General features: G+C 66.4%; 19 protein-coding genes. 8 read left to right on the forward strand and 11 right to left on the reverse strand.

The annotated features are described in order from the left end of the window. Positions 1–8: 8 nt before the first annotated feature. From ACT2B0_RS03365 to acnA, 3 genes are read right to left on the reverse strand one after another with little or no spacing between them, the layout of a single operon-like run. Positions 9–1367: a dihydroorotase gene (locus ACT2B0_RS03365; protein WP_473461458.1), complete on the reverse strand. Its 1359-nt coding sequence runs from the start codon at positions 1365–1367 to the stop codon at positions 9–11. Then, positions 1364–1765 (reverse strand): nuclear transport factor 2 family protein, encoded by a 402-nt coding sequence (locus ACT2B0_RS03370; RefSeq protein WP_473461461.1) that lies wholly within the window; start codon positions 1763–1765, stop codon positions 1364–1366. The genes ACT2B0_RS03365 and ACT2B0_RS03370 overlap by 4 nt, the downstream gene beginning before the upstream one ends. Continuing rightward, positions 1755–4472, reverse strand: a complete 2718-nt coding sequence (gene acnA, locus ACT2B0_RS03375; RefSeq protein ID WP_473461463.1) for an aconitate hydratase AcnA — start codon at positions 4470–4472, stop codon at positions 1755–1757. The genes ACT2B0_RS03370 and acnA overlap by 11 nt, the downstream gene beginning before the upstream one ends. A 147-nt stretch (positions 4473–4619) precedes the next feature. Here acnA and ACT2B0_RS03380 point away from each other — a divergent pair, with 147 nt between their 5' ends. Together ACT2B0_RS03380 and ACT2B0_RS03385 are read left to right on the forward strand one after the other, a co-directional pair. Further along, the gene (locus ACT2B0_RS03380; protein ID WP_473461466.1) at positions 4620–5291 is read left to right on the forward strand and encodes a GntR family transcriptional regulator; all 672 of its coding nucleotides are present in this window, start codon (positions 4620–4622) and stop codon (positions 5289–5291) included. Next, positions 5288–6235: an isocitrate lyase/PEP mutase family protein gene (locus tag ACT2B0_RS03385; RefSeq protein ID WP_473461468.1), complete on the forward strand. Its 948-nt coding sequence runs from the start codon at positions 5288–5290 to the stop codon at positions 6233–6235. Before ACT2B0_RS03380 ends, ACT2B0_RS03385 begins: the two co-directional genes overlap by 4 nt. Positions 6236–6407: 172 nt before the next feature. On the opposite strand, the gene ACT2B0_RS03390 is transcribed toward ACT2B0_RS03385, so the two are convergent. The 3 genes from ACT2B0_RS03390 to ACT2B0_RS03400 are packed head-to-tail and all read right to left on the reverse strand — an operon-like array spanning position 6408 to position 9150. After that, positions 6408–7943, reverse strand: a complete 1536-nt coding sequence (locus ACT2B0_RS03390) for a tripartite tricarboxylate transporter permease (RefSeq protein ID WP_473461470.1) — start codon at positions 7941–7943, stop codon at positions 6408–6410. Between the two features lie 3 nt (positions 7944–7946). Next, complete coding sequence (locus ACT2B0_RS03395; RefSeq protein ID WP_473461473.1) at positions 7947–8387, reverse strand: tripartite tricarboxylate transporter TctB family protein; 441 nt, start codon at positions 8385–8387, stop codon at positions 7947–7949. Further along, the gene (locus tag ACT2B0_RS03400; protein ID WP_473461475.1) at positions 8380–9150 is read right to left on the reverse strand and encodes an SDR family NAD(P)-dependent oxidoreductase; all 771 of its coding nucleotides are present in this window, start codon (positions 9148–9150) and stop codon (positions 8380–8382) included. The genes ACT2B0_RS03395 and ACT2B0_RS03400 overlap by 8 nt, the downstream gene beginning before the upstream one ends. A 388-nt stretch (positions 9151–9538) precedes the next feature. Here ACT2B0_RS03400 and ACT2B0_RS03405 point away from each other — a divergent pair, with 388 nt between their 5' ends. Together ACT2B0_RS03405 and ACT2B0_RS03410 are read left to right on the forward strand one after the other, a co-directional pair. Beyond that, the gene (locus ACT2B0_RS03405) at positions 9539–10981 is read left to right on the forward strand and encodes an FAD-dependent oxidoreductase (protein ID WP_473461478.1); all 1443 of its coding nucleotides are present in this window, start codon (positions 9539–9541) and stop codon (positions 10979–10981) included. Between the two features lies 1 nt (position 10982). Next, positions 10983–11942 (forward strand): tripartite tricarboxylate transporter substrate binding protein, encoded by a 960-nt coding sequence (locus tag ACT2B0_RS03410; protein ID WP_473461480.1) that lies wholly within the window; start codon positions 10983–10985, stop codon positions 11940–11942. 103 nt (positions 11943–12045) lie between these two features. On the opposite strand, the gene ACT2B0_RS03415 is transcribed toward ACT2B0_RS03410, so the two are convergent. Next, the gene (locus ACT2B0_RS03415; protein WP_473461483.1) at positions 12046–12714 is read right to left on the reverse strand and encodes a TetR/AcrR family transcriptional regulator; all 669 of its coding nucleotides are present in this window, start codon (positions 12712–12714) and stop codon (positions 12046–12048) included. 188 nt (positions 12715–12902) lie between these two features. On the opposite strand from ACT2B0_RS03415, the gene ACT2B0_RS03420 reads away from it, so the two are divergent. Both ACT2B0_RS03420 and ACT2B0_RS03425 read left to right on the forward strand, forming a co-directional pair. Further along, a complete protein-coding gene (locus tag ACT2B0_RS03420) occupies positions 12903–13646 on the forward strand; it encodes an NAD(P)-dependent oxidoreductase (protein WP_481658449.1) in 744 nt (247 codons plus the stop codon). 61 nt (positions 13647–13707) lie between these two features. After that, the gene (locus tag ACT2B0_RS03425) at positions 13708–14061 is read left to right on the forward strand and encodes an ArsC family reductase (protein WP_473461487.1); all 354 of its coding nucleotides are present in this window, start codon (positions 13708–13710) and stop codon (positions 14059–14061) included. On the opposite strand, the gene ACT2B0_RS03430 is transcribed toward ACT2B0_RS03425, so the two are convergent. Continuing rightward, positions 14034–14993 (reverse strand): LysR substrate-binding domain-containing protein, encoded by a 960-nt coding sequence (locus ACT2B0_RS03430; protein ID WP_473461490.1) that lies wholly within the window; start codon positions 14991–14993, stop codon positions 14034–14036. The two genes, ACT2B0_RS03425 and ACT2B0_RS03430, sit on opposite strands and share 28 nt — an antisense overlap. 92 nt (positions 14994–15085) lie before the next feature. Here ACT2B0_RS03430 and ACT2B0_RS03435 point away from each other — a divergent pair, with 92 nt between their 5' ends. After that, the gene (locus ACT2B0_RS03435; RefSeq protein ID WP_473461492.1) at positions 15086–15253 is read left to right on the forward strand and encodes a hypothetical protein; all 168 of its coding nucleotides are present in this window, start codon (positions 15086–15088) and stop codon (positions 15251–15253) included. A gap of 24 nt (positions 15254–15277) precedes the next feature. On the opposite strand, the gene ACT2B0_RS03440 is transcribed toward ACT2B0_RS03435, so the two are convergent. From ACT2B0_RS03440 to ACT2B0_RS03450, 3 genes are read right to left on the reverse strand one after another with little or no spacing between them, the layout of a single operon-like run. Next, positions 15278–15973: a DUF899 domain-containing protein gene (locus tag ACT2B0_RS03440; protein WP_473461493.1), complete on the reverse strand. Its 696-nt coding sequence runs from the start codon at positions 15971–15973 to the stop codon at positions 15278–15280. 25 nt (positions 15974–15998) lie between these two features. Then, positions 15999–16442 (reverse strand): SRPBCC family protein, encoded by a 444-nt coding sequence (locus tag ACT2B0_RS03445; RefSeq protein WP_473461496.1) that lies wholly within the window; start codon positions 16440–16442, stop codon positions 15999–16001. Next, the gene (locus ACT2B0_RS03450) at positions 16426–16761 is read right to left on the reverse strand and encodes an ArsR/SmtB family transcription factor (protein WP_473461498.1); all 336 of its coding nucleotides are present in this window, start codon (positions 16759–16761) and stop codon (positions 16426–16428) included. Before ACT2B0_RS03450 ends, ACT2B0_RS03445 begins: the two co-directional genes overlap by 17 nt. Positions 16762–17035: 274 nt before the next feature. On the opposite strand from ACT2B0_RS03450, the gene ACT2B0_RS03455 reads away from it, so the two are divergent. Further along, a complete protein-coding gene (locus ACT2B0_RS03455; protein WP_473461501.1) occupies positions 17036–18649 on the forward strand; it encodes a BCCT family transporter in 1614 nt (537 codons plus the stop codon). The last annotated feature ends 3 nt before the right edge of the window (positions 18650–18652 follow it).

Below are 18652 nucleotides of genomic sequence, written 5' to 3' on the forward strand. Positions count from 1 at the left end.
GGGTCCTCTCAGGGCTCGCGGTGGAGGTAGCGCCCGGCCGCGCCCTGCGCGCCGGCAAGGACGCCGTCCTCCACGAGAATGTCGCCGCGCCGGATGGTGTGGGTCACCCGGCCGCGAAAGTGCATGCCCTCATAGGGCGAATAGTCGGAATGGGACGGATAGTCGGCCGCGCGCACCGTGACGGCCGCATCGGGGTCGACGATGGCGAAGTCCGCGTCATAACCCGGTGCGATCATCCCCTTGCCGGGCAGCGAATAAAGCGTAGCCACATTGCGCGAAACCGCCGCCGCCAGGCGCTCGATCGCAATGCCGCGTTTGTGGTGGCCTTCCTCGATCAGCACCGGCAGGATCTGCGCCAGGCCGGGAAAGCCGGCGCTCGCCGACCAGATGTCGGGCCCCTTTGTGGCACGCTTGCGCGGAACGTGGTCGGAACCGATGGTCGCGATCTCGCCGGTGCGCACGCCTTCCCACAAGCCGTCGACGTCGGCCTGCGGGCGCAGCGGCGGATTGACCTTGCCGATGGGGCCAAGCGGGCTGTCGCGCGTCAGCGACAGATAGTGGATGCAGGTCTCGACATGGATCGGCGGCCGCCCGGGACGGCGCAACCGGCGCACGATCTCCAGGCTCCCGGCCGACGACATGTGGACGATGTTGACCGGGCAGCCGGCCTTCTCGCCGAAAAAGGCGACGCGAAAGACGTTTTCGGCCTCCAGGAATCCCGGCGACTGCTCGTCCCATGCCGCCAAATCGTCGCGCCCGGCCGCCTTCAGCGGTTCGCGGAACAGCGGGATCACCTCGGTGTTCTCGCAATGGACGCCGACGACGCCGCCTTTGATGCGTGCGCCCGCCTGCAGCGCCGCATAAAGCAGCGCGTCGTCGACCTCGGTGAACCCCTTGGCCGCTCCGTTTGCGCCCTTGTACATCAGATAGACTTTGAACGAGGTGACGCCGAAGCGCTTGGCGAGTGCGGGCAGCTCGGCAACGTGGCGGCGCGAGGTGACGCCGAAATGCAGCCCGAAATCGATTGCCGAGCGCGCCTCGGCGGCAGCCCGCCACGGCCCGGTCGAACTGCCCAGATCGTCGTGCCGCCAGAAGCTCAGCAGGCCCGTGACCCCGCCGAGCGCGGCCGTCCGGCTTTCGCTGGCCCAGTCGTTTTCCTTGTCGCCGAAGCCGATATGGGTGTGCGGATCGATCACGCCGGGCAGGATCCAGCGACCTTTGCAATCGATCACCCGCCGGCCTTGGGTCTGCTCTCCGGCGTCGAGAATGGCGCGGATCCGCCCGTCGCGTACGCCGATGCTGCCGGTGCGGACGCCTTCGCCCGGAAAGACGATCTCACCGCCCTTCAAAACCAGATCGAATGTCAAGATACGGCCTCTTTCTGCATCGACAAGATCCGCTCCCCGGCATCGTTCCACACCTCCTGGCGCACGATCTTTCCGTCGCGGATTTCGAAACGGTCGATGAAGCGGATGTCCTTGAAGGCGCTTCCGTCGAGCCACTCGCCGTAGAGCGTGCCGGTCACCAGCGCCTGGACGGCGCCGTCCTGTTCCCAGGCGCAGCTTTCGCCGATCGTTTTGCGCACCACGCGATAGCGGCTGCCGGAATTGGCGACGATCTCGTCGATCGAGCCGAACCGGCGGTCGCCCGGAAACACCAGCTGCGCGCCGTTTTGGGCGACGAGGCCACGCGCGGTGTCGAGATCGCGTTCTTCCATCGCGGCAAGATAGGCAAGGGCGAGCTTGCGGCCGTCTTCAGGTGTCATCTTGTCCTCCTTGGCCCGGCGCGCTGCGCCGCGTGTCCACTCCAGTCAGTAGCGAAGCGAACAGGCCGCCGTTTTGCAACAGCGCGCGCTCGTGGCTGCTTGCGACGTCCACCCGTACCGAAAACCTTGCTTCGCCGCCGGCCGTCCGGGCCGTCACGGTGACCGGGCGATCCGTCTCGACCGCGGCCCGCAGACCGTCGAAATCGTAGGCTTCGAAACCCGACAGGCCGAGCGAGGACGCGCTTTCGCCGTCGGCGAAGGTCATGGGCAGGATGCCCATGCCGATCAGGTTGGCGCGGTGGATACGTTCGAAACTTTCCGCCAAGACCGCCCGCACCCCGAGCAGTTTCGGCCCCTTTGCCGCCCAGTCGCGGCTCGATCCCATGCCGTAGTCGGCCCCGGCGAGCACGATCAGCGGCACGTTCTGCCGGCGCCAGCTTTCGGCCGCCTCGAAAATGGTCACCGGCTCGGCGTCCGGCGCCGTGCGTGTCATTCCGCCCTCGCGACCGGGCGCGAGCAGGTTTTTCATGCGTTGGTTGGCGAAGGTGATGCGGGCCATGAAGTCGTGATTGCCGCGCCGTTGGGTGACGGCGTTGAAATTCTCCGGCTCGACCCCGGCGGCGATCAGGAAGCGTCCGGCCGGGCTGTCGGCCAGGATCTCGCCGCTCGGCGTGATGTGGTCGGTGGTCAGCGAATCGCCGGCCCGCACCAGAACGCGCGCGCCTTCGATCCGCTCCGGCAATGCCGCGTGCGGCCCGTCGAAGAAGGGCGGGCGCCGGATATAGGTCGAGGCCGGGTCCCAGGCGAAGCGCGGCCCGCTTGCCGTATCAAGTTCGTGCCAAAGCGCGGCCCCGTCGAACAGCGTTGCGTAGCTGTCGCGGAACCGGCCCGGCTGTTGGCTGGTCGCCACCAGGCGCGCGAGTTCCTCGCCCTCGGGCCAGATGTCGCGCAGATAGACCGGCGCGCCGTCCTTGCCGGTGCCGAGAGGCTCGGTCTCGAAATCGACGTCGACGCGGCCGGCGAGCGCGAACGCCACCACAAGCGGCGGCGAGGCGAGATAGCTCGCCCGGCAGGTCTTGTGGATCCGGCCCTCGAAGTTGCGGTTGCCGGACAGCACCGCCGCCGCCACCAGGTCGTTGCCCAGCACCGCCTCGGCAATGTCGGCGCGGATTGGACCGGATTTGCCGGAACAGGTCGTGCAGCCGTAGCCGACAATGTGGAAACCCAGCGCTTCGAGCGGCGTCATCAGCCCGGCCTCGGTGAGATAGTCGCGCACCAGCCGCGAGCCGGGCGCGAGCGAGGTCTTGACCCAGTCGGGCACCTGCAGGCCGCGTGCGACCGCGTTGCGGGCCAGAAGCCCGGCGCCGATCATCACCGAAGGGTTGGAGGTGTTGGTGCACGAGGTGATCGCGGCGATGGTGATCGTGCCGTGACGCAGCGGCGCCTCGAGCCCGTCGATCGAAACCGTGTCGTCGAGCCGTTCAGGGGCGAGCCCGAACCCGCCCGCGTCGACCGGCTTGGCGAGCACGTCGCGGAAGGCGGATTTGATCTCGGTCAGAGGCACCCGGTCCTGCGGCCGTTTCGGGCCCGCCACGCTGGGCGCGATCTGGCCGAGATCGATCGCAACGGTCTCGGTGAAATCGATCGCCTGATCGTGATCCTCCACGAACAGCCCGGATGCGCGCGCAAAGGCTTCGACGCGCCGGACATGGTCGGGCTCGCGGCCGGAACGCGCGAGATAGTCGATCGTCATGGCGTCGATCGGGAAGAAGCCGATGGTCGCGCCGTATTCGGGCGCCATGTTGGCCAGGGTGGCGCGCTCGGGCACGGTCAGCGTAGCGATGCCGGGGCCGAAGAATTCCACGAACGCGCCGACCACCCCGACCTTGCGCAGCCGTTCGGTGACGGTCAAGACCAGGTCGGTCGTCGTCGCCCCGGCCGGCAGGCGTCCGGTAAGTCTGACGCCGACGACGCGCGGAATGCGCACCACATAGGCATGGCCGAGCACGGCCGCCTCTCCGTCGATGCCGCCCACGCCCCAGGCGAGCAGACCGAGCCCGTTGACCATCGGCGTGTGGCTGTCGCAGCCGAGCACGAATTCCGGTCCGGTGATCCGGCCGACACCGGGCACGTCCTGCTCCTCAACCACACGGGCGAGCTTTTCCAGATGCACCTGGTGGATGATGCCGGCGCCGGGCGGCACGACGCGCAGGCGCTGAAAGGCCTGCTGCGCCCATTTGAAGAAGGCGTAGCGTTCGCGATTGCGCTGATATTCCTTTTCGATGTTGCGGGCCTCGGCGTCGGGCCGGCCGGCGACATCGACGATCAGCGAATGGTCGACCACCAGCGTGACGGGAACCAGCGGCTCGATGGCGGCTGGGTCGCTGCCGGCCTCGGCAACCGCATCGCGCGCCGCGGCCAAATCCATCAGGACAGGCAGTCCGCTGGAATCGGGCAGGATCACGCGCGACACGCGAAGCGGGACGGTCAGTTCGGCCGCGTCCGGCGTCCAGGCCGCAATCGCGCCCAGCGCGGCCGCAACATCCGCGCCCGCCAGCGCCTGGCGCGCCACGTTTTCCAGAACTATTCTCAGGCTCGCCGGCAGGCGTCGTGTCCGTTTTCCGGCCAACGCGTCGAGCGCGACGCATTGCGCGGCCGCTCCGTTCGGGCCCTCATAGCTTGCAAGTGGTATCTGGGGTGCTGTCACGATCCGACCTTCCTGAGCCAAGAAATATGGGGCGGTCGAAAAAGTGTCAACACTTTTGCCGGAAACCTCTTGAAGAATTCCTGAAGCTTGGCTATCCCTTGGGCCAAGCTCGATTTTGAACCAAAAGTGTCGACAGGAGAAAGCGTCTTGCCGGAACGCGAACAGTCTACCCTGGTCGATCGGGTCACAAGCAAGATTTTCGAAATGCTGCTGTCGGGCGAGATACCGCTCGGTGGGCCGGTCAACGAGGCCGCGCTGGCCGAGCTCTTGTCGGTCAGCCGTGGGCCTGTGCGTGAGGCAGTCAAGCAACTCCAGGGCCGTGGTCTGGTCGTCAAGGAGCCGTATCTCAAGGCGCGCGCGGTCGCGCTGACCGTGCCCGACATGGTGGAGATTTTTCAGCTTCGCGAGGCGGTCGAGGGCATGTCCGTGCGTCTTGCCACGCAACGCATGAGTGATGCCGAGCTCGACGATCTGCTGGCCGCGTTCTCCGACGCCAAGCAAAGGGGCGACGGTGTTGCGCTCGACGTACATGTGAGGATCGCCGAGGGCAGCGGCAACGCCCGCGTCCGCGCGCTGTTGTGCGACGAGCTTTATTATCTGCTGCGTCTCTACCGCGCCCGCTCGGGCAAGGCGCCGGGCCGGCGCGAGGATGCCTTCGCCGAACACTGGCAGATATTACGGGCGATGAAAGCGCGCGACGCCGAACTCGCCGAATCGCTGATGCGCGCCCATATCGGCCGCGCCACGCAGTCGCTCCAGGCGCTGCTTGCAACCGAAGCGCCGTCGCTTGGCGGCACCGAAGAGAGGAAAACCGGATGAGCTCTGAGCCAAAGCAGCAGGCAACCCGCGCGCGCAGAATGCGCGACCTGATCGCGGCGGACGAGATCATCGTGTCGCCCGGCGTGTTCGACGGCTACAGCGTACGCCTGGTCGAGAAGATGGGTTTCAAGACCGCCTGTACAACGGGCGCCGGCCTGTCGAATTCACGGCTCGGCGTGCCCGATGTCGGCATCATGGGGCTGACGGACAATGTCGAGGCCTGCCGGATGATGGCGCGTAGCGTCTCGATACCCGTCATGGCCGACGCCGACACCGGCTACGGCAATCCGGTCACCGTCTACCACACCATCCAGCGCTTCGAGGAGGCCGGCGTCGCCGGCGTCAATATCGAGGATCAGGTCAGCCCGAAACGCTGCGGCCACATGACCGGCAAGGACGTGATCGACATGCGCGAGATGGCGCGCAAGATCGAGGCGGCCTGCGATGCGCGCAACGACGACGATTTCGTCGTTCTGGCCAGGACCGACGCGATCGCCGTCGAAGGCATCGAAGGCGCGATCCGTCGCGCTAGGCTCTATGCCAAGGCGGGCGCGGACATGATCTTTGCCGACGCCATCGCCGGCGAGGAGCAGATCAAGCGCCTCGTCGAGGCCGTGCCGATCCCGGTCTCCGTCAATATGGGGTTCGGCATCCGCAACCGCCCGACGACGCCGTTGATCCCGATTCGCCGATTGGCCGAACTCGGCGTCAAGCGCGTGACCCTGCCGCGCATGCTTCCGGCGGCGGCGCTGATGGCGATGGAGAACGCGCTCGCCATCTTGAAGAATTCGATCCCCACCGGCGAGGTGGTCGACCGTCCCGACCTGCTGGTCGGCATTGACGACATCTGGGACCTGATGGAGCAGCCGCGCATCAAACAGATGGAAAACTACTATAATGACCTGAGCGGCGTGGTGGTGCCGGAGGAGCGCGCCGCCTCCTGAGTGGCCGTCACCTTGCCTGCGTCGCGGCCGGTCCGGGCCGTTCGCCAATCCCCGTTCGCAATGGCGCCCTTGTCGGGCGCCATTGTCGTTCTGGGCATGTCGATCGCGCAGGCCTTCGGGTGTGTGAGAGCGAGATAGGGCCGGCCGCGCTTTGCCTGTATCCGCCGCGGTCCTATTCGGCGCCGGCGCCTTCCCGGGTTTTCCTGGCGGCAGCGGTTTTGGCGAAGCGTGCCTTCAGCGAGGGAAGCAGCGTCGCCACAAACAGGATCGTGGCGGCCGCGAGGAAGGCCGCGCTGATCGGCCGGTCGATGAACGTGGTCAGGTCGCCGCGCGAGAACAGCAGCGCGCGCCGGAAATGCTGCTCGATCATCGGCCCCAGGATGAACCCCATCAGGAGCGGCGCGGTCGGGTATTGAAAGGCGTTCATCAGATAGCCGATCAGCCCGAAAACGATCACCATCAAAACGTCGAACGGGTTGTTGTTAACGCTGTAGACGCCCACGCAGATGAAGAAGGTGACGGCGGGGAACAGGATGCGCTTGGGGATCGTCAGGATGCGCACCCACACCCCGATCAGCGGGATGTTGAGCACCAGAAGCATCACATTGCCGACCCAGAAGCTGATCACCAGGCCCCAGAACAGATCGGCGTGCTCGGTGAAGAATTCCGGCCGCGGCTGAATGCCGTGGATCATCATCGCGCCAAGCAGCACCGCCATCGCCGCGTCGCCGGGAATGCCCAGCGCCAGCGTGGGGATGAACGCGGCCTGGGTCGAGGCATTGTTGGCGGCCTCGGGCGCGGAGATGCCCTCGATCGCGCCGCGACCAAACCGGCTCGGATCGCGCGCCACCCGCTTTTCCAGCGCGTAAGCCAGGAATGCCGCCAAGGTCGGGCCGGCGCCCGGCAGCGTGCCGATGAAGGAGCCGATGCCGGCGCCGCGAATGGTCGGCTTCCAGCACTGGCTGAGATCCTTGCGTGTCGGCACCAGGTCGCGCATGCGCACCTTTTGCAATTGCGAGGCGTCGCGCTCCGGCGTTCCGGCGTTTTTGAGGATCTCGGCCACGCCGAACAGCCCCATCGCCATCGCCACGAGGTTGAGCCCGTCCTGCAGCTCCAGAATGCCGAACGTGTAGCGAAGCTGCCCGGACGTGGTATCCATGCCGACCATGGCCAGCATCAGGCCGGCCACCACCGAGACAACGCCCTTCACGGGATTGCCGAGCGACATCGTCGCCGCCGCGATCAGGCCCAGCAGCATGATGGAAAAATACTCGGCCGAGGAGAATTTGAGCGCCATGGCGCCGAGCGCCGGTGCGAAGCTCATCAAGAGCACTATCGCGAAGCAGCCGCCGAAGAACGAGGTCAGCGTGGTGATGAACAGCGCCACGCCCGCACGCCCCTGCTTGGCCATCGGATACCCATCGATCGCCGTCACCGCCGTCGTCGAGGTGCCAGGCAGGTTGAGCAGGATCGAGGCCGTCGAGCCGCCATATTGCGCGCCGTAGAAGATGCCCGCCAGCATGATCAGGGCGGCCATCGGTTCGAGGTGGTAGGTGACCGGCAGCAGCATCGCCACCGCCGCGAGCGGGCCGATGCCGGGCAGGACGCCGATAAACATGCCGACGGTCACACCGAGGAAGCAAAACAGCAGCGCCTCGGCGGTAATCGCCGTTTCGATGCCAAGCGCCAGTCCGGAAATCAGGTCCATGGTTCAGCCTCCCAGCACCGACATCGGGATCTTGAGGCCGACGATGAAGATCAGCCAGCCGAAGGCGCACAGGCCCGCCGTGAGCATGAGCGCGGAGCGCCAGGTCGTTTCCCGCTCGACCAGCGCGCACGAAAGAACCAGGATTGCGGTGGCCGGCAGGAAGCCGATCCGGTCGACCAGCAGCGCCCAGGCCAGAATGCCCCCCAGGATCATGACGAAAGGCCTGAGCCGCAACTCCACCGCGGTTTTTTCGGCCCTGCGGCTTTGCCAGGCCAGCACCGCGCCGAGCCCGGTCAGCAGGACGCCCAGCGCCACGGGGAAGAAGCCGGCGCCCATGCGCACGACGGTGCCCATCGGATAGCCGATGGCGATGATCAGGTAGCCGGCGCCGAGCCCGACGACGACCAGGGCGGCCAGCAGTTCGTTGCGGTTGAAATCAGACATGCGGCCGGTCTCCAGTGGGCGCGGCGGGGGCGGTCAGGCCGGCAAGCGACAGGCCGCCGCAATGATAAAGGGTTTGTCCGGTGATCGCGCCCGCCTCATGCGACAGAAGAAAGCAGATCGTGGCCGCGATTTCATCGGGCTTGATCAGCCTGCCGAGCGGAGGCAGGGCGATCGGCGCTGCGGCGCGCGCACGGTCGGTGAGCTGCGGCGTGTCGGTCGGGCCCGGCGCCACCGCATTGACGGTGATGCCGCGGATCAGGCAATCGAGCGCCAGCGCGCGCACCAGCCCTTCGCTTCCCGCCTTGGAAGCGGAATAGAGTCCGCGGCCGCCGCGCCCCTGAGAAGCGCGGCTCGACACCAGCACGATCCGACCGCGCCGGTCGGGCATGCCGGGCAGCAGCGTTTCGGCCAGGCGTTGCGGGGCGGCCACGTGGAGCCGCCACAGTCGTGCGCCCATATCGTCGCGCGTATCCGGGTCGTCGTCCGCTCTGAGTATGCCGGCCGCGTGCACCAGCCCTCCATAAGGTTGATCGACGAGCCCGCGCAGCGCCGCCTCGATGCCGGCCGCCGTGGCAAGGTCGGCCCGCAGCGCGCGGTATCGGGGATGCGAAACGCCTCTGTCTGCGGGCGCGATATCCATGCCGTCGACGAACCGGCCTTGCTCGAGCAGCCGCAGCGCGACCGCGCGTCCGATGCCCGAGGCCGCGCCGGTGACGAGAATGCGGTCGTTTCGCGAGGTCCTTGAAGTGTCACTGTCGGGCATGATCGCCACATTTTCCAGATCGTTGCGGTGTTCGCTCGCCCGCGGCGGCGACAAATTTGCGCGCCGCACTTGTACTGTCAACAGTCCTGTCGATCAATGGAATCCCGATCTGAATCTCCTTTCGATGTTGAATTTGGATTTATCTCCTTGTTTTCAAGGTATTTTCTGTGAGGTTGTCTTTCAACAAAGCGGATTTTGGACAAAATCAAAATTTCGCTTCAAGCCGTTTGAGCCGGCAAAACTGTTGACATAACCAGGGTCACGCTCGATAGTGTCGACACTTTTGTGGTGGGGCGCTGAGGGTTAATGCGCGAAACGGCCGTCGTGACGACCGGGGCGCGATCGACCGGCAACGGCCGGCGCCTGCCGGGTTTGCGAAGGGAGAGCAATGGCGACCGACGTCGACGCCAGTGTGGATGTGTTGGTGATCGGTGCCGGGGGGTGCGGGCTCGTGGCCGCGCTCGCGGCCGAACGTCTCGGCGCCAGCGTCGCCATCGTGGAAAAGGCGCCCACCTGCCAGGGCAATACCGCGCTGTCGAGCGGCTCCATCCCGGCTGCCGGGACCAGGCTTCAGCAAGCGGCCGGCGTGGAGGATACTGCCGAAACCTTTGTTCGGGACCTGATGGCGGCCGCCGGACAGCATGATGCCGCCCATCTGGTCGCCAGCCTCGCTTCGACCTCCGCCGACCTGATCGATTTCCTGATCGACGAGGCAGACCTCGAACTGGAACTGGTCACCGGATACAAGCATGTCGGGCACAGCACCCACCGCCTGCACGCGCCGCCGTCGCGCCGCGGCGCCGATCTGATCGCCGGCCTTGAACGGGCCGTCGCGCAGCGTGGTATCCCGCTGGCCTTTTCGCAGCCGGCAACGGGGTTGATCGGCGATGGTGCGCGGGTCCGCGGTGCCCTCGTCTTTAATGCTGACACGCCATCGCGCATTGGCGCCGGTGCCGTTATTCTCGCCTGCAACGGGTTTGCCGCACGCACCGATCTTCTGGCACGTCACTGCCCCGCGGCGACCGGCGCCGTCTATGCCGGTTCGCCCCATAGCACGGGCGAGGCGCTCGAGTGGGGTCTCGCGCTCGGGGCCGGGACCGGTAATCTCGGTGCCTATCAGGGCCACGCCGCCATCAGCGTCGACACCGGCGCCTTGATGACCTGGACGCTGGTCGAGCGCGGCGCGATCATCGTCGACGGTCGCGGCCGCCGCTTCGGCGACGAAACCCTCGGCTATTCGGCTTTCGCCGATCTCGAGCTTGCCGGTGCCGGCCCGTTTTTTCTGGTCTACGATGCCCGCATCGCCGAGGACGTGGCGGCCGGTCAGCCCGACTTTGCCGAAGCCTGCGCCATGGGTGTCGCCCGGAAAGCCGGCTCTCCCGGCGAGATCGAGGCCACAGCGGGATTGCCCGCCGGCGCGCTGGCGAAAACGCTCGCAGCCGCGCGTGCGGCCGCGCGCGGCGAGGCGACCGACGCGTTCGGGCGCCTGGCGTGGGGCCTGGGGCCGCTGGGTGCGGCCCTGCGCTACAGCGCGATCCAGCCGGCCTGTTTCCACACCCAGGGCGGCCTGTTGGTCAACGGCCAGGCCGAAGTGGTCCGCAGCGACGGAACCGCGATCCCCGGCCTTTATGCCGGCGGCGGCGCGGCGGTGGGGATCAGCGGGCGCCGTGGCGGTGCCGGCTACATGTCGGGCAACGGCCTCTTGTCGGCGCTCGGTCTCGGTTTCATCGCCGGGCGCGCGGCCGCCAGCCGCCTGGTGTCGGCGTCCGGCCTGCCGGGGCTGGCCGGCCGGCACGATGTGTCCAACCAACCCATTCACAACGGAGGATGATATGACGACCATATTCAAGACCTTACTGGCCGGGGCCGCGCTTGCCCTCGGCCTGGGCGCGGCAAGCGCCCAGAACTTTCCAGAGCGCGCCGTGACGATCGTCGTGCCTTATTCGCCGGGCTCGACCGATACCATGGCCCGCACGCTCGCCGAGGACATGTCGCAGGCGCTCGGCCAGCCGGTGGTGGTCGAGACCCGTCCCGGCGCCGGCGGCACGGTTGGCGCCTCGGAGGTGGTCAAGGCCGATCCCGACGGCTACACGCTGTTGATGGCGGTGAGCTCGGTCCAGACGGTTGCGCCGCACCAGCGCGAACTGCCCTACGGGTTCGACGATCTGAAGCCGGTGGCCCGCGTCGCCGTCGGTCCCAATGTGATCGCCGCGCGTTCCGGCGCGCCGTTCAAGACGATCGAGGAGTTCATCGCCTATGCGCGCGATAATCCCGGCAAGGTCAGCTACGGCAGCGCCGGCACCGGCGGCGCCACCCATATCGCGGCCGAGGCGATCGCCCGGGCTGCCGACATCAAGCTGTTTCACATTCCCTTCGGCGGCGTGACGCCGGCGATCGCCGCCACCATCGCCGGCGACGTCGACGTGGTGCTCGGCTTCGCCTCGGCCATTCTGCCGCGCGGCGAATCGGGTCAGCTCGTGCCGTTGGCCCAGCTCTCCGAGAAGCGCGCCTCGCTGGCGCCGGACCTGCCGACCCTGATGGATGCGGGGGTTGATCTGGCCCTGCCGCCGAATATCGGCCTGTGGGCGCCGGCGGAGACGCCCGACGACGTCGTTGCCGCGCTGGCGGACGCCGTTGCGAAGGCGGCTGGAGGCGAGACCTTTCAGAACTTCGCCAAGAACGCACTGGTCGAGATCGACTATGCCGGCCCGGCCGATTTTGGCGCCGTGCTGAAGAAGGAGGACGCCTTCTTCGCCGAATTGCTGCCGACGATCGATTTTTCGCAGCAGTAAAGCCGGCATAAGGGCTGACGTTTCGGGCGGGGTCTCCTTCGGGAGGCCCCGTTTTCGTTCAGACACCTGTCCGCCCCATTGCGCCGGGTGCCGGCGCGGACGGTTACGTGCCGCTCCGCTCCAGGCCGTCGAGTATCAGGTCGAGGCCGACCGTGAACTCGTCGCCATAGACGTAGCCCGGCTGCAGAACATGTTCGCGGGTCATTTCGGCGAGGTGCGGGTAGGTGTCGGCCGGCAGATGCTGCAGCATCGTCTCGGCCACCGCCGCCAGGTCTTCGGGCTTGTCGAGGGGCAGGTTCAATTCCTGCAGGACGAAGCCGTAAATATAGCTGTCGAGCACGGAATAGGCATGCGCGGCCCGGGCCACCGAAAACCCGTTCGCGCGCAGGCAGCCGATCACCGCGTCGTGATGGCGCAAGGTCGCCGGGCCCGGATTGCGGCGCGAATCCAGAAGGCCGAGCGCCCATGGGTGGCTGCGTAGCATGGTCCTGGCCGCGATCGCCCGCGTGCGCATGGCGGCCTTCCAGTTCTCGTCCGCACGCGGCAGGCTGATCTCGCCGAAGGCAAAATCGACCATGGCGTCGAGGATCGCGTCCTTGTTGGCGACGTGGTGATAAAGCGACATCGCCTCGACCCCCAGCCGGTCGGCCAGCTTGCGCATCGACAGCGCCGCGATGCCGTGCGCGTCGGCCAGCGCGACCGCTTCCCGCACCACCCGCTCGCGCGTGAGCCGCCCCTTTTTCCGATCGGTTTTCGCGCTCGGTGCAGCCATCGCCAAAATCCCGTCCTTGACAACCTTACACCGTATATATACTTACAGCGTAAGGAAATGAGGAAGCCGGTCGCGCAAGGCTCCGTCGGGCGGTTGTGAACAACAAAGGAAGACGGGACGTGACGGCAGGAACGGCAGGAACGACAGGGACAGCAAACGCGCAACCCGGCGCGGTGTCGCGGAAAAAGGTGTGCATCGTCGGCGCGTCGGGCAAGCTCGGGCGCTACATGCTCCAGCACGCGCTTGAGCGCGGATACGAGGTGGTCGGCGTCTGCCGGCCGCAAAGTGTCGACAAGCTAAAAGCTTTCGCGGATCGCATCACCATCGTGCCTGGCCGTACCGACGACCGCGATGTCATCCGGCGCGCGGTCGCGGACTGCGATGCCGTTCTCGTCGTGCTCGTGCCCTGGGGCGTGCGCAACTATGCCAGCGGCACCGCGCAGGCCGTGCTCGACTTCGCCGCGCCCGATGCACGCCTGGTCTTTTCCTGTGGGTGGCATATCAGTCGCGACGGCCGCGACGTCTATTCGTGGCAATTCCGGACTTTGGTGAAGCTGGTCGGCTGGCTGGCCAGGCTCGCCCGCCTGGTCGATATTGACGACCAGGTGGAGGCGTGCCGGCGCGTCTTTGCCAGCGACCGGCGATGGACCGTGGTGCGCGGCAGCGACCTGGAGGAGGGCGACAGCCAGGGCCTGCCGGTATGGAGCCGGTACGTCGGCGACCCGATCCTGGCCAGCAACCGTACGCGACGCGTCGATTTTGCCCTGTTCATGGTCGCCGCGATCGACGACGACGCCCTGGTGCGCGAGGCGCCGGCGATCGTCGGCTGCCGCACGCCGTCCGCGCTCGCCCATGCGGCCGAGCAAAGACCGGTGCCGAGCGCTCGCGCGGCCACGTCGGCGCAGCGGCCGCGTGCCGGGGAAGCGACTTGACGGCGCGCGCCTGCCCGACAGGATGGTCGGCGCTGATTCTCGAAACGACGGAACTGGTTCCTTGGCGATCACGATTTACGGCATCAAGACCTGCGACACGATGAAGAAGGCGCGCGCCTGGCTCGACGGGCGCGGGCTGGAGCACCGCTTTCACGATTATCGCGTCGACGGGCTGGAGGCCTCCACCTTGCGCGGCTGGATCGACCAGGTGGGCTGGCAGGTGCTTTTGAACAAGGCGAGCGCGACCTTTCGCGCCCTTCCGGACGCCGAAAGGACCGGGCTCGACGAAGCCGGGGCCGAGCGCCTGATGCGCGCCGAGCCGACAATGATCAAGCGGCCGGTGCTCGATGTCGACGGCAGGCTGGCGGTCGGCTTCAAACCGGCAGTCTATGAGGAAATTTTCGCGTCCGCGTGAGGCGCGGCCGCCGGCCGGTCTGCCCGTCCGGCACCGGCCAGCCCGGCGTCGCCTTCGTGCGCGATCTCCTCTTGGATCCAGCGCTTGAAGGCCCGCACCTTGGGTGCTTCGGTCTGTGTGGCCTCGGTGCACAGCCAATACCCAAGGCCGCTCGGCGCGCGCGTCTCGAACGGCGCCACCAGCCGCCCGTCCGCGACCGCCTCGCCGGCCAGCAACTGCCAAGCGAGCATCACGCCGTGGCCGCAGATCGCGCCGTCGAGACACAGCAGCGGATCGCGGAAATGCACGCCCGGCTTCAGCGCGACGGGAGCGACGCCGGCGGCGGCGAACCAGTCGTCCCAGCCGAACAGCGCCGCCTCGTCGGTGATCTTGGTCGCCTGGGCGAGATCGGCGACCGTCGTCAGCCGCTTGGCGAGCGCCGGCGCGCAAACAGGAAAAATCTCCTGCGTAAACAACAGCTCGGCGCGGGTGCCGGCCCAGTCGCCTTCGCCCAGCCTGATGGCGACGTCGACATCGGAGTGGGCGAGGTCGGCGAGCCTGGTCGAGGTGTCGATGCGCACCAGGATATGGGGATGGCGGGCAAACATCCGGCCGAGCCGCGGGATCAGCCATTTCGAGGCGAATATCGGCGCGACCGAGACCACCAGCGTGCACTGGTCCTGCCGGCGCAGCCACTCGACCGCGCCCGTCAGCTCGGCAAAGCCCGCGCCCAGCCGTTCGAAGAAGGCGTCGGCCTGGCCGTTCGGCGCCATCCCCCGGCCGGTGCGCACGAACAATGTCTTGCCGATCTGCTTTTCGGTGCGGTTGACCTGCTGGCTGACGGCGCTTGGCGACACGCCGAGCTCCAGGGCCGCGGCCTGCAGGCTGCCTGTGCGCGCCACCGCCTCGACCGCGCGCAGTCCGCTCAGGTGAATGCTGTTCAGTGCTTTCATGAAGTTTTTCTAAACTCTAGCCATTGAGTTCTTGATCGATCGGCTACGTACGGCAGCGTATTATCGCGTCTGTTCGATCGGAGATGCAAGTCATGTTGAAGCTGAGCTTAATGTCCAGCCTGTTCTGGGCTCCGGGACCGCGCACCGGTGAGAAACCGGAGCGGGACCGGGAGCGCTGGCGGCGCGATCCGCTCTCGCACCCGTCGCTGCGCTGCCTGTCGCAGCGCGAACTGGGCGATCTTCCCATTCCCTGGCGGTAGCGAAAGGGCGTTCTGGCGGTGCGCTCACGCCCGGTCGTAGAGGTCGTGCAGTTTCACCCAGGCCATCGTGCCGCCCGTGCCTTCTTCCTGGCGTCCGAGCGCCGTCATGTCGAGCAGCGCGTAGGTCGCGTTGAACGGCTCGATACCGCGGCCATAGGTCGAATAGGTGTGATAGACCGTTTCGCCGTCGCGGATGAAGGCGCTCAGGCCGGGCAGTTCAGGCGCGGCGAAGCGTTTCGCCGCATAATTATAGACGTCATCGTCGTTGTCGGGGCGGAACGACACCCCGAAATCGAAATTGAAGTCCGATCCGTGCGAGGATGCCCAGGGAAACGACCAGCCCATGCGCTGGCGAAAGGCGAGCAGGGCGGGAAGCGGTGCGCGTGACACGGCCGTGAAACGCGTGTCGCGCTGCCTGAGATGCGCCGCGCTGCCCTGAAAACTGTCGGCCCAGAAGGAGCAACTCTTGCAGCCGGCCTCCCAGTCTGGCGCGAACATGAAATGGTAGACCAGCAATTGCGCGCAGCCGTCGAACAGCTCCACGAGGGTTCTGGCGCCGCCTTCGGTTTCGAAACGATACTTCTTGTCCATGCGCACCCAGGGCAGGGCGCGCCGCTGCCGGCTAAGCGCGTCGCGTTCCCGCGTTAGCGCCTTTTCGCGTTCGAGAAGCGTCTTGCGGGCAAGAAGCCATTCGCTGCGGCTTGCAATCGGGTGCTCCATGCGTTCTTCCCTTCCCGGTCGGGGCTCAGGCAAACAGTCTTTCCAGATCGTTGAAGCTCGAGTTCCAGCCCATGCCGTGGTTGTCGCGGTCTTCCCTCGTGTCGAAGAGTTTTTGGGTAAGCCGCATCCGCGTTCCCTGCGCCACGGGCTCGAAAATCACTTCCACCACCGTTTCGTCGCCGCGCGCGCCGTCGTCGCCGGTCCAGGCCCAGGTGAACACCAGCAGCCGCGGGCGATCTATCGTCCGGTAGGTCCCGGAGACGACCCGGTCGCCGGCCGGCGTGCGCATGGTCGTCGACCAGTGACCGCCTTCGTGCACTTCCAGCGCCACTTGCGGCGTGGTGATTCCCTCCGGCCCCCACCAGGTGATCAGGATTGCCGGATCAACCCAGGCGTCGAACACCGCGTCCGGTTCGGCGCCGATCAGGCGTTCGATTTCAAGCTCGCGCTCGTCACTCGTCCTTTGCATCGCTGCGTTCCCTTTCCGCGAAGATCCTCTCCAGCCGGTCGAACGAACCGCTCCAGAAGTCGCGGCTCCTGTCCAGCCAGTCCTCCATCTGCGCAAATCCCTCCCGGCGCGCCCGAAATACCCGGTACTGCCGTTCGATGCGCCGTTCGACGATGCCGGCCTCCTCCAGCACTTTCAAATGCCGCGAGATGGCCGGTTTGGAAATCTCGAACGGCGCGGCGATTTCGCCTGCCGTCAGGTCTCCCGAGACAAGCAACCGCTCCACGATCGCGAGGCGGGTCGGGTCGGAAAGCGCCCCGAACACGACATGAATACCCATCTGCGTTCCTTCTTTATTTAACAAAAACATGAAATAAGACTGGCGTCAATCCCCGCCATTTTGGGGCGCCCAATCGCCATTTGGCCGCTCCAATCCCCTTTGGACAACTTCGCGACGCCTTTGAAACATCGCTCGTTCTCCGGCTATGGTGGTGTTTCGCCCTTGCGGGGCCGGCTGCATCCCTCAACGTGACCGAAGGGGATGCCCGCGGACCGCAACAAACGATCCCGTGCCCGCCAGGCGGCGATGCGGGACGGACAAGAGGGAGGAAACAATGTCCGACACCGACACGGCCAAAGCCGCAACCGATGATCATGGACTGGAACCGGGTCAGGACAACGTTCTGATTCTCGGACTCGACGTCCACAATCCGGTGTTTTTCGTTTCCGCCGTCACCATCGTGGCGTTCGTCATCGTAACCCTTATTTTCAAGGAATCCGCCGGGGCCGTGCTCGGCGGCCTGCGGACGTGGCTGACCACCACTTTTGACTGGCTGTTCATGCTCTCGGCCAACATCTTCGTGCTGTTTTGCCTGCTCTTGATCGTCAGCCCTGTCGGTTCGGTGCGCATCGGCGGCGCCGACGCCGTGCCCGATTATTCCTATTCGGGCTGGTTCGCGATGCTGTTCGCCGCCGGCATGGGCATCGGGCTGATGTTCTTCGGCGTGCTCGAGCCGATGTTTCACTTCAACAACCCGCCGCTCGGCATCGCCCCGCCGATTGTCAATGGTGAATTCGTGGCCGAGAATGTCGAGGCCGCACGTCAGGCCGGCATGGCCGCGACCATCTTCCATTGGGGCCTGCATCCGTGGGCGATCTACGCCGTCGTCGCGCTGTCGCTGGCGCTCGCCGCCTACAACAAGGGCCTGCCGCTTTCCATGCGCTCCGCCTTTTATCCGATCTTCGGCGAGCACGTGCGCGGCTGGGTCGGTCACGTCATCGACACGATGGCTGTGTTCGCGACCCTGTTCGGCCTGGCGACGTCGCTCGGTTTCGGCGCCTCCCAGGCTCTGGCGGGGCTCAACGAGCTCTACGGCGTGCCCAACACCGACACCGCCAAAGTGGTGCTGATCATGGTGATCACCGCCGCGGCGCTCGTCTCGGTCGTCGCCGGTCTCGACGCCGGGGTGAAGCGGCTGTCGGAAATCAACATGCTGCTTGCCGTGCTGCTTTTGGCCTTCGTGATCGCGCTCGGGCCGACGCTCGCCATCATTTCAGGCTTTTTCTCCAATAGCTGGCTTTACGTGAAGAGCCTGCCGGTGCTGTCCAATTGGATCGGGCGTGAGGATGACGCCTTCATGCATGGCTGGACGACCTTCTATTGGGCCTGGTGGATATCCTGGTCGCCCTTTGTCGGCATGTTCATCGCCCGGGTGTCGCGTGGACGCACGGTGCGCGAATTTATCGTTTGCGTGCTGATCATCCCCACACTGGTCTCGATCCTGTGGATGACGACCTTCGGCGGCACCGCGCTCTACCAGTTGCTGGCCGAGGGGTACACCGGTGTCCAGCAGACCGTGGTCGACTATGTGCCCGAACTGTCGCTGTTCCGGATGCTGGCGGAACTGCCGCTGGCGTCGATTACCTCGCTGATCGGCATTGTGCTGGTGATCGTGTTCTTCGTCACCTCGTCGGATTCGGGATCGCTGGTGATCGACACCATCACAGCCGGCGGCAAGATCGACGCACCGGTCGCACAGCGCGTCTTCTGGGCGATCTTCGAGGGGCTGGTGGCGATCGTTCTCCTGCTCGGCGGGGGACTGGCGGCTCTGCAGGCGGGCGCCATCGCGACCGGTTTTCCGTTCGCGCTCCTGCTTCTGCTGATGGTCGTCGCCACCTGGCTGGCCCTGCGCGCGGAGCCGCGAGGCGCCGCCTCGGCAGCCGCGTGACAT

The organism is Nitratireductor sp. J20-h4 (assembly GCF_056780505.1).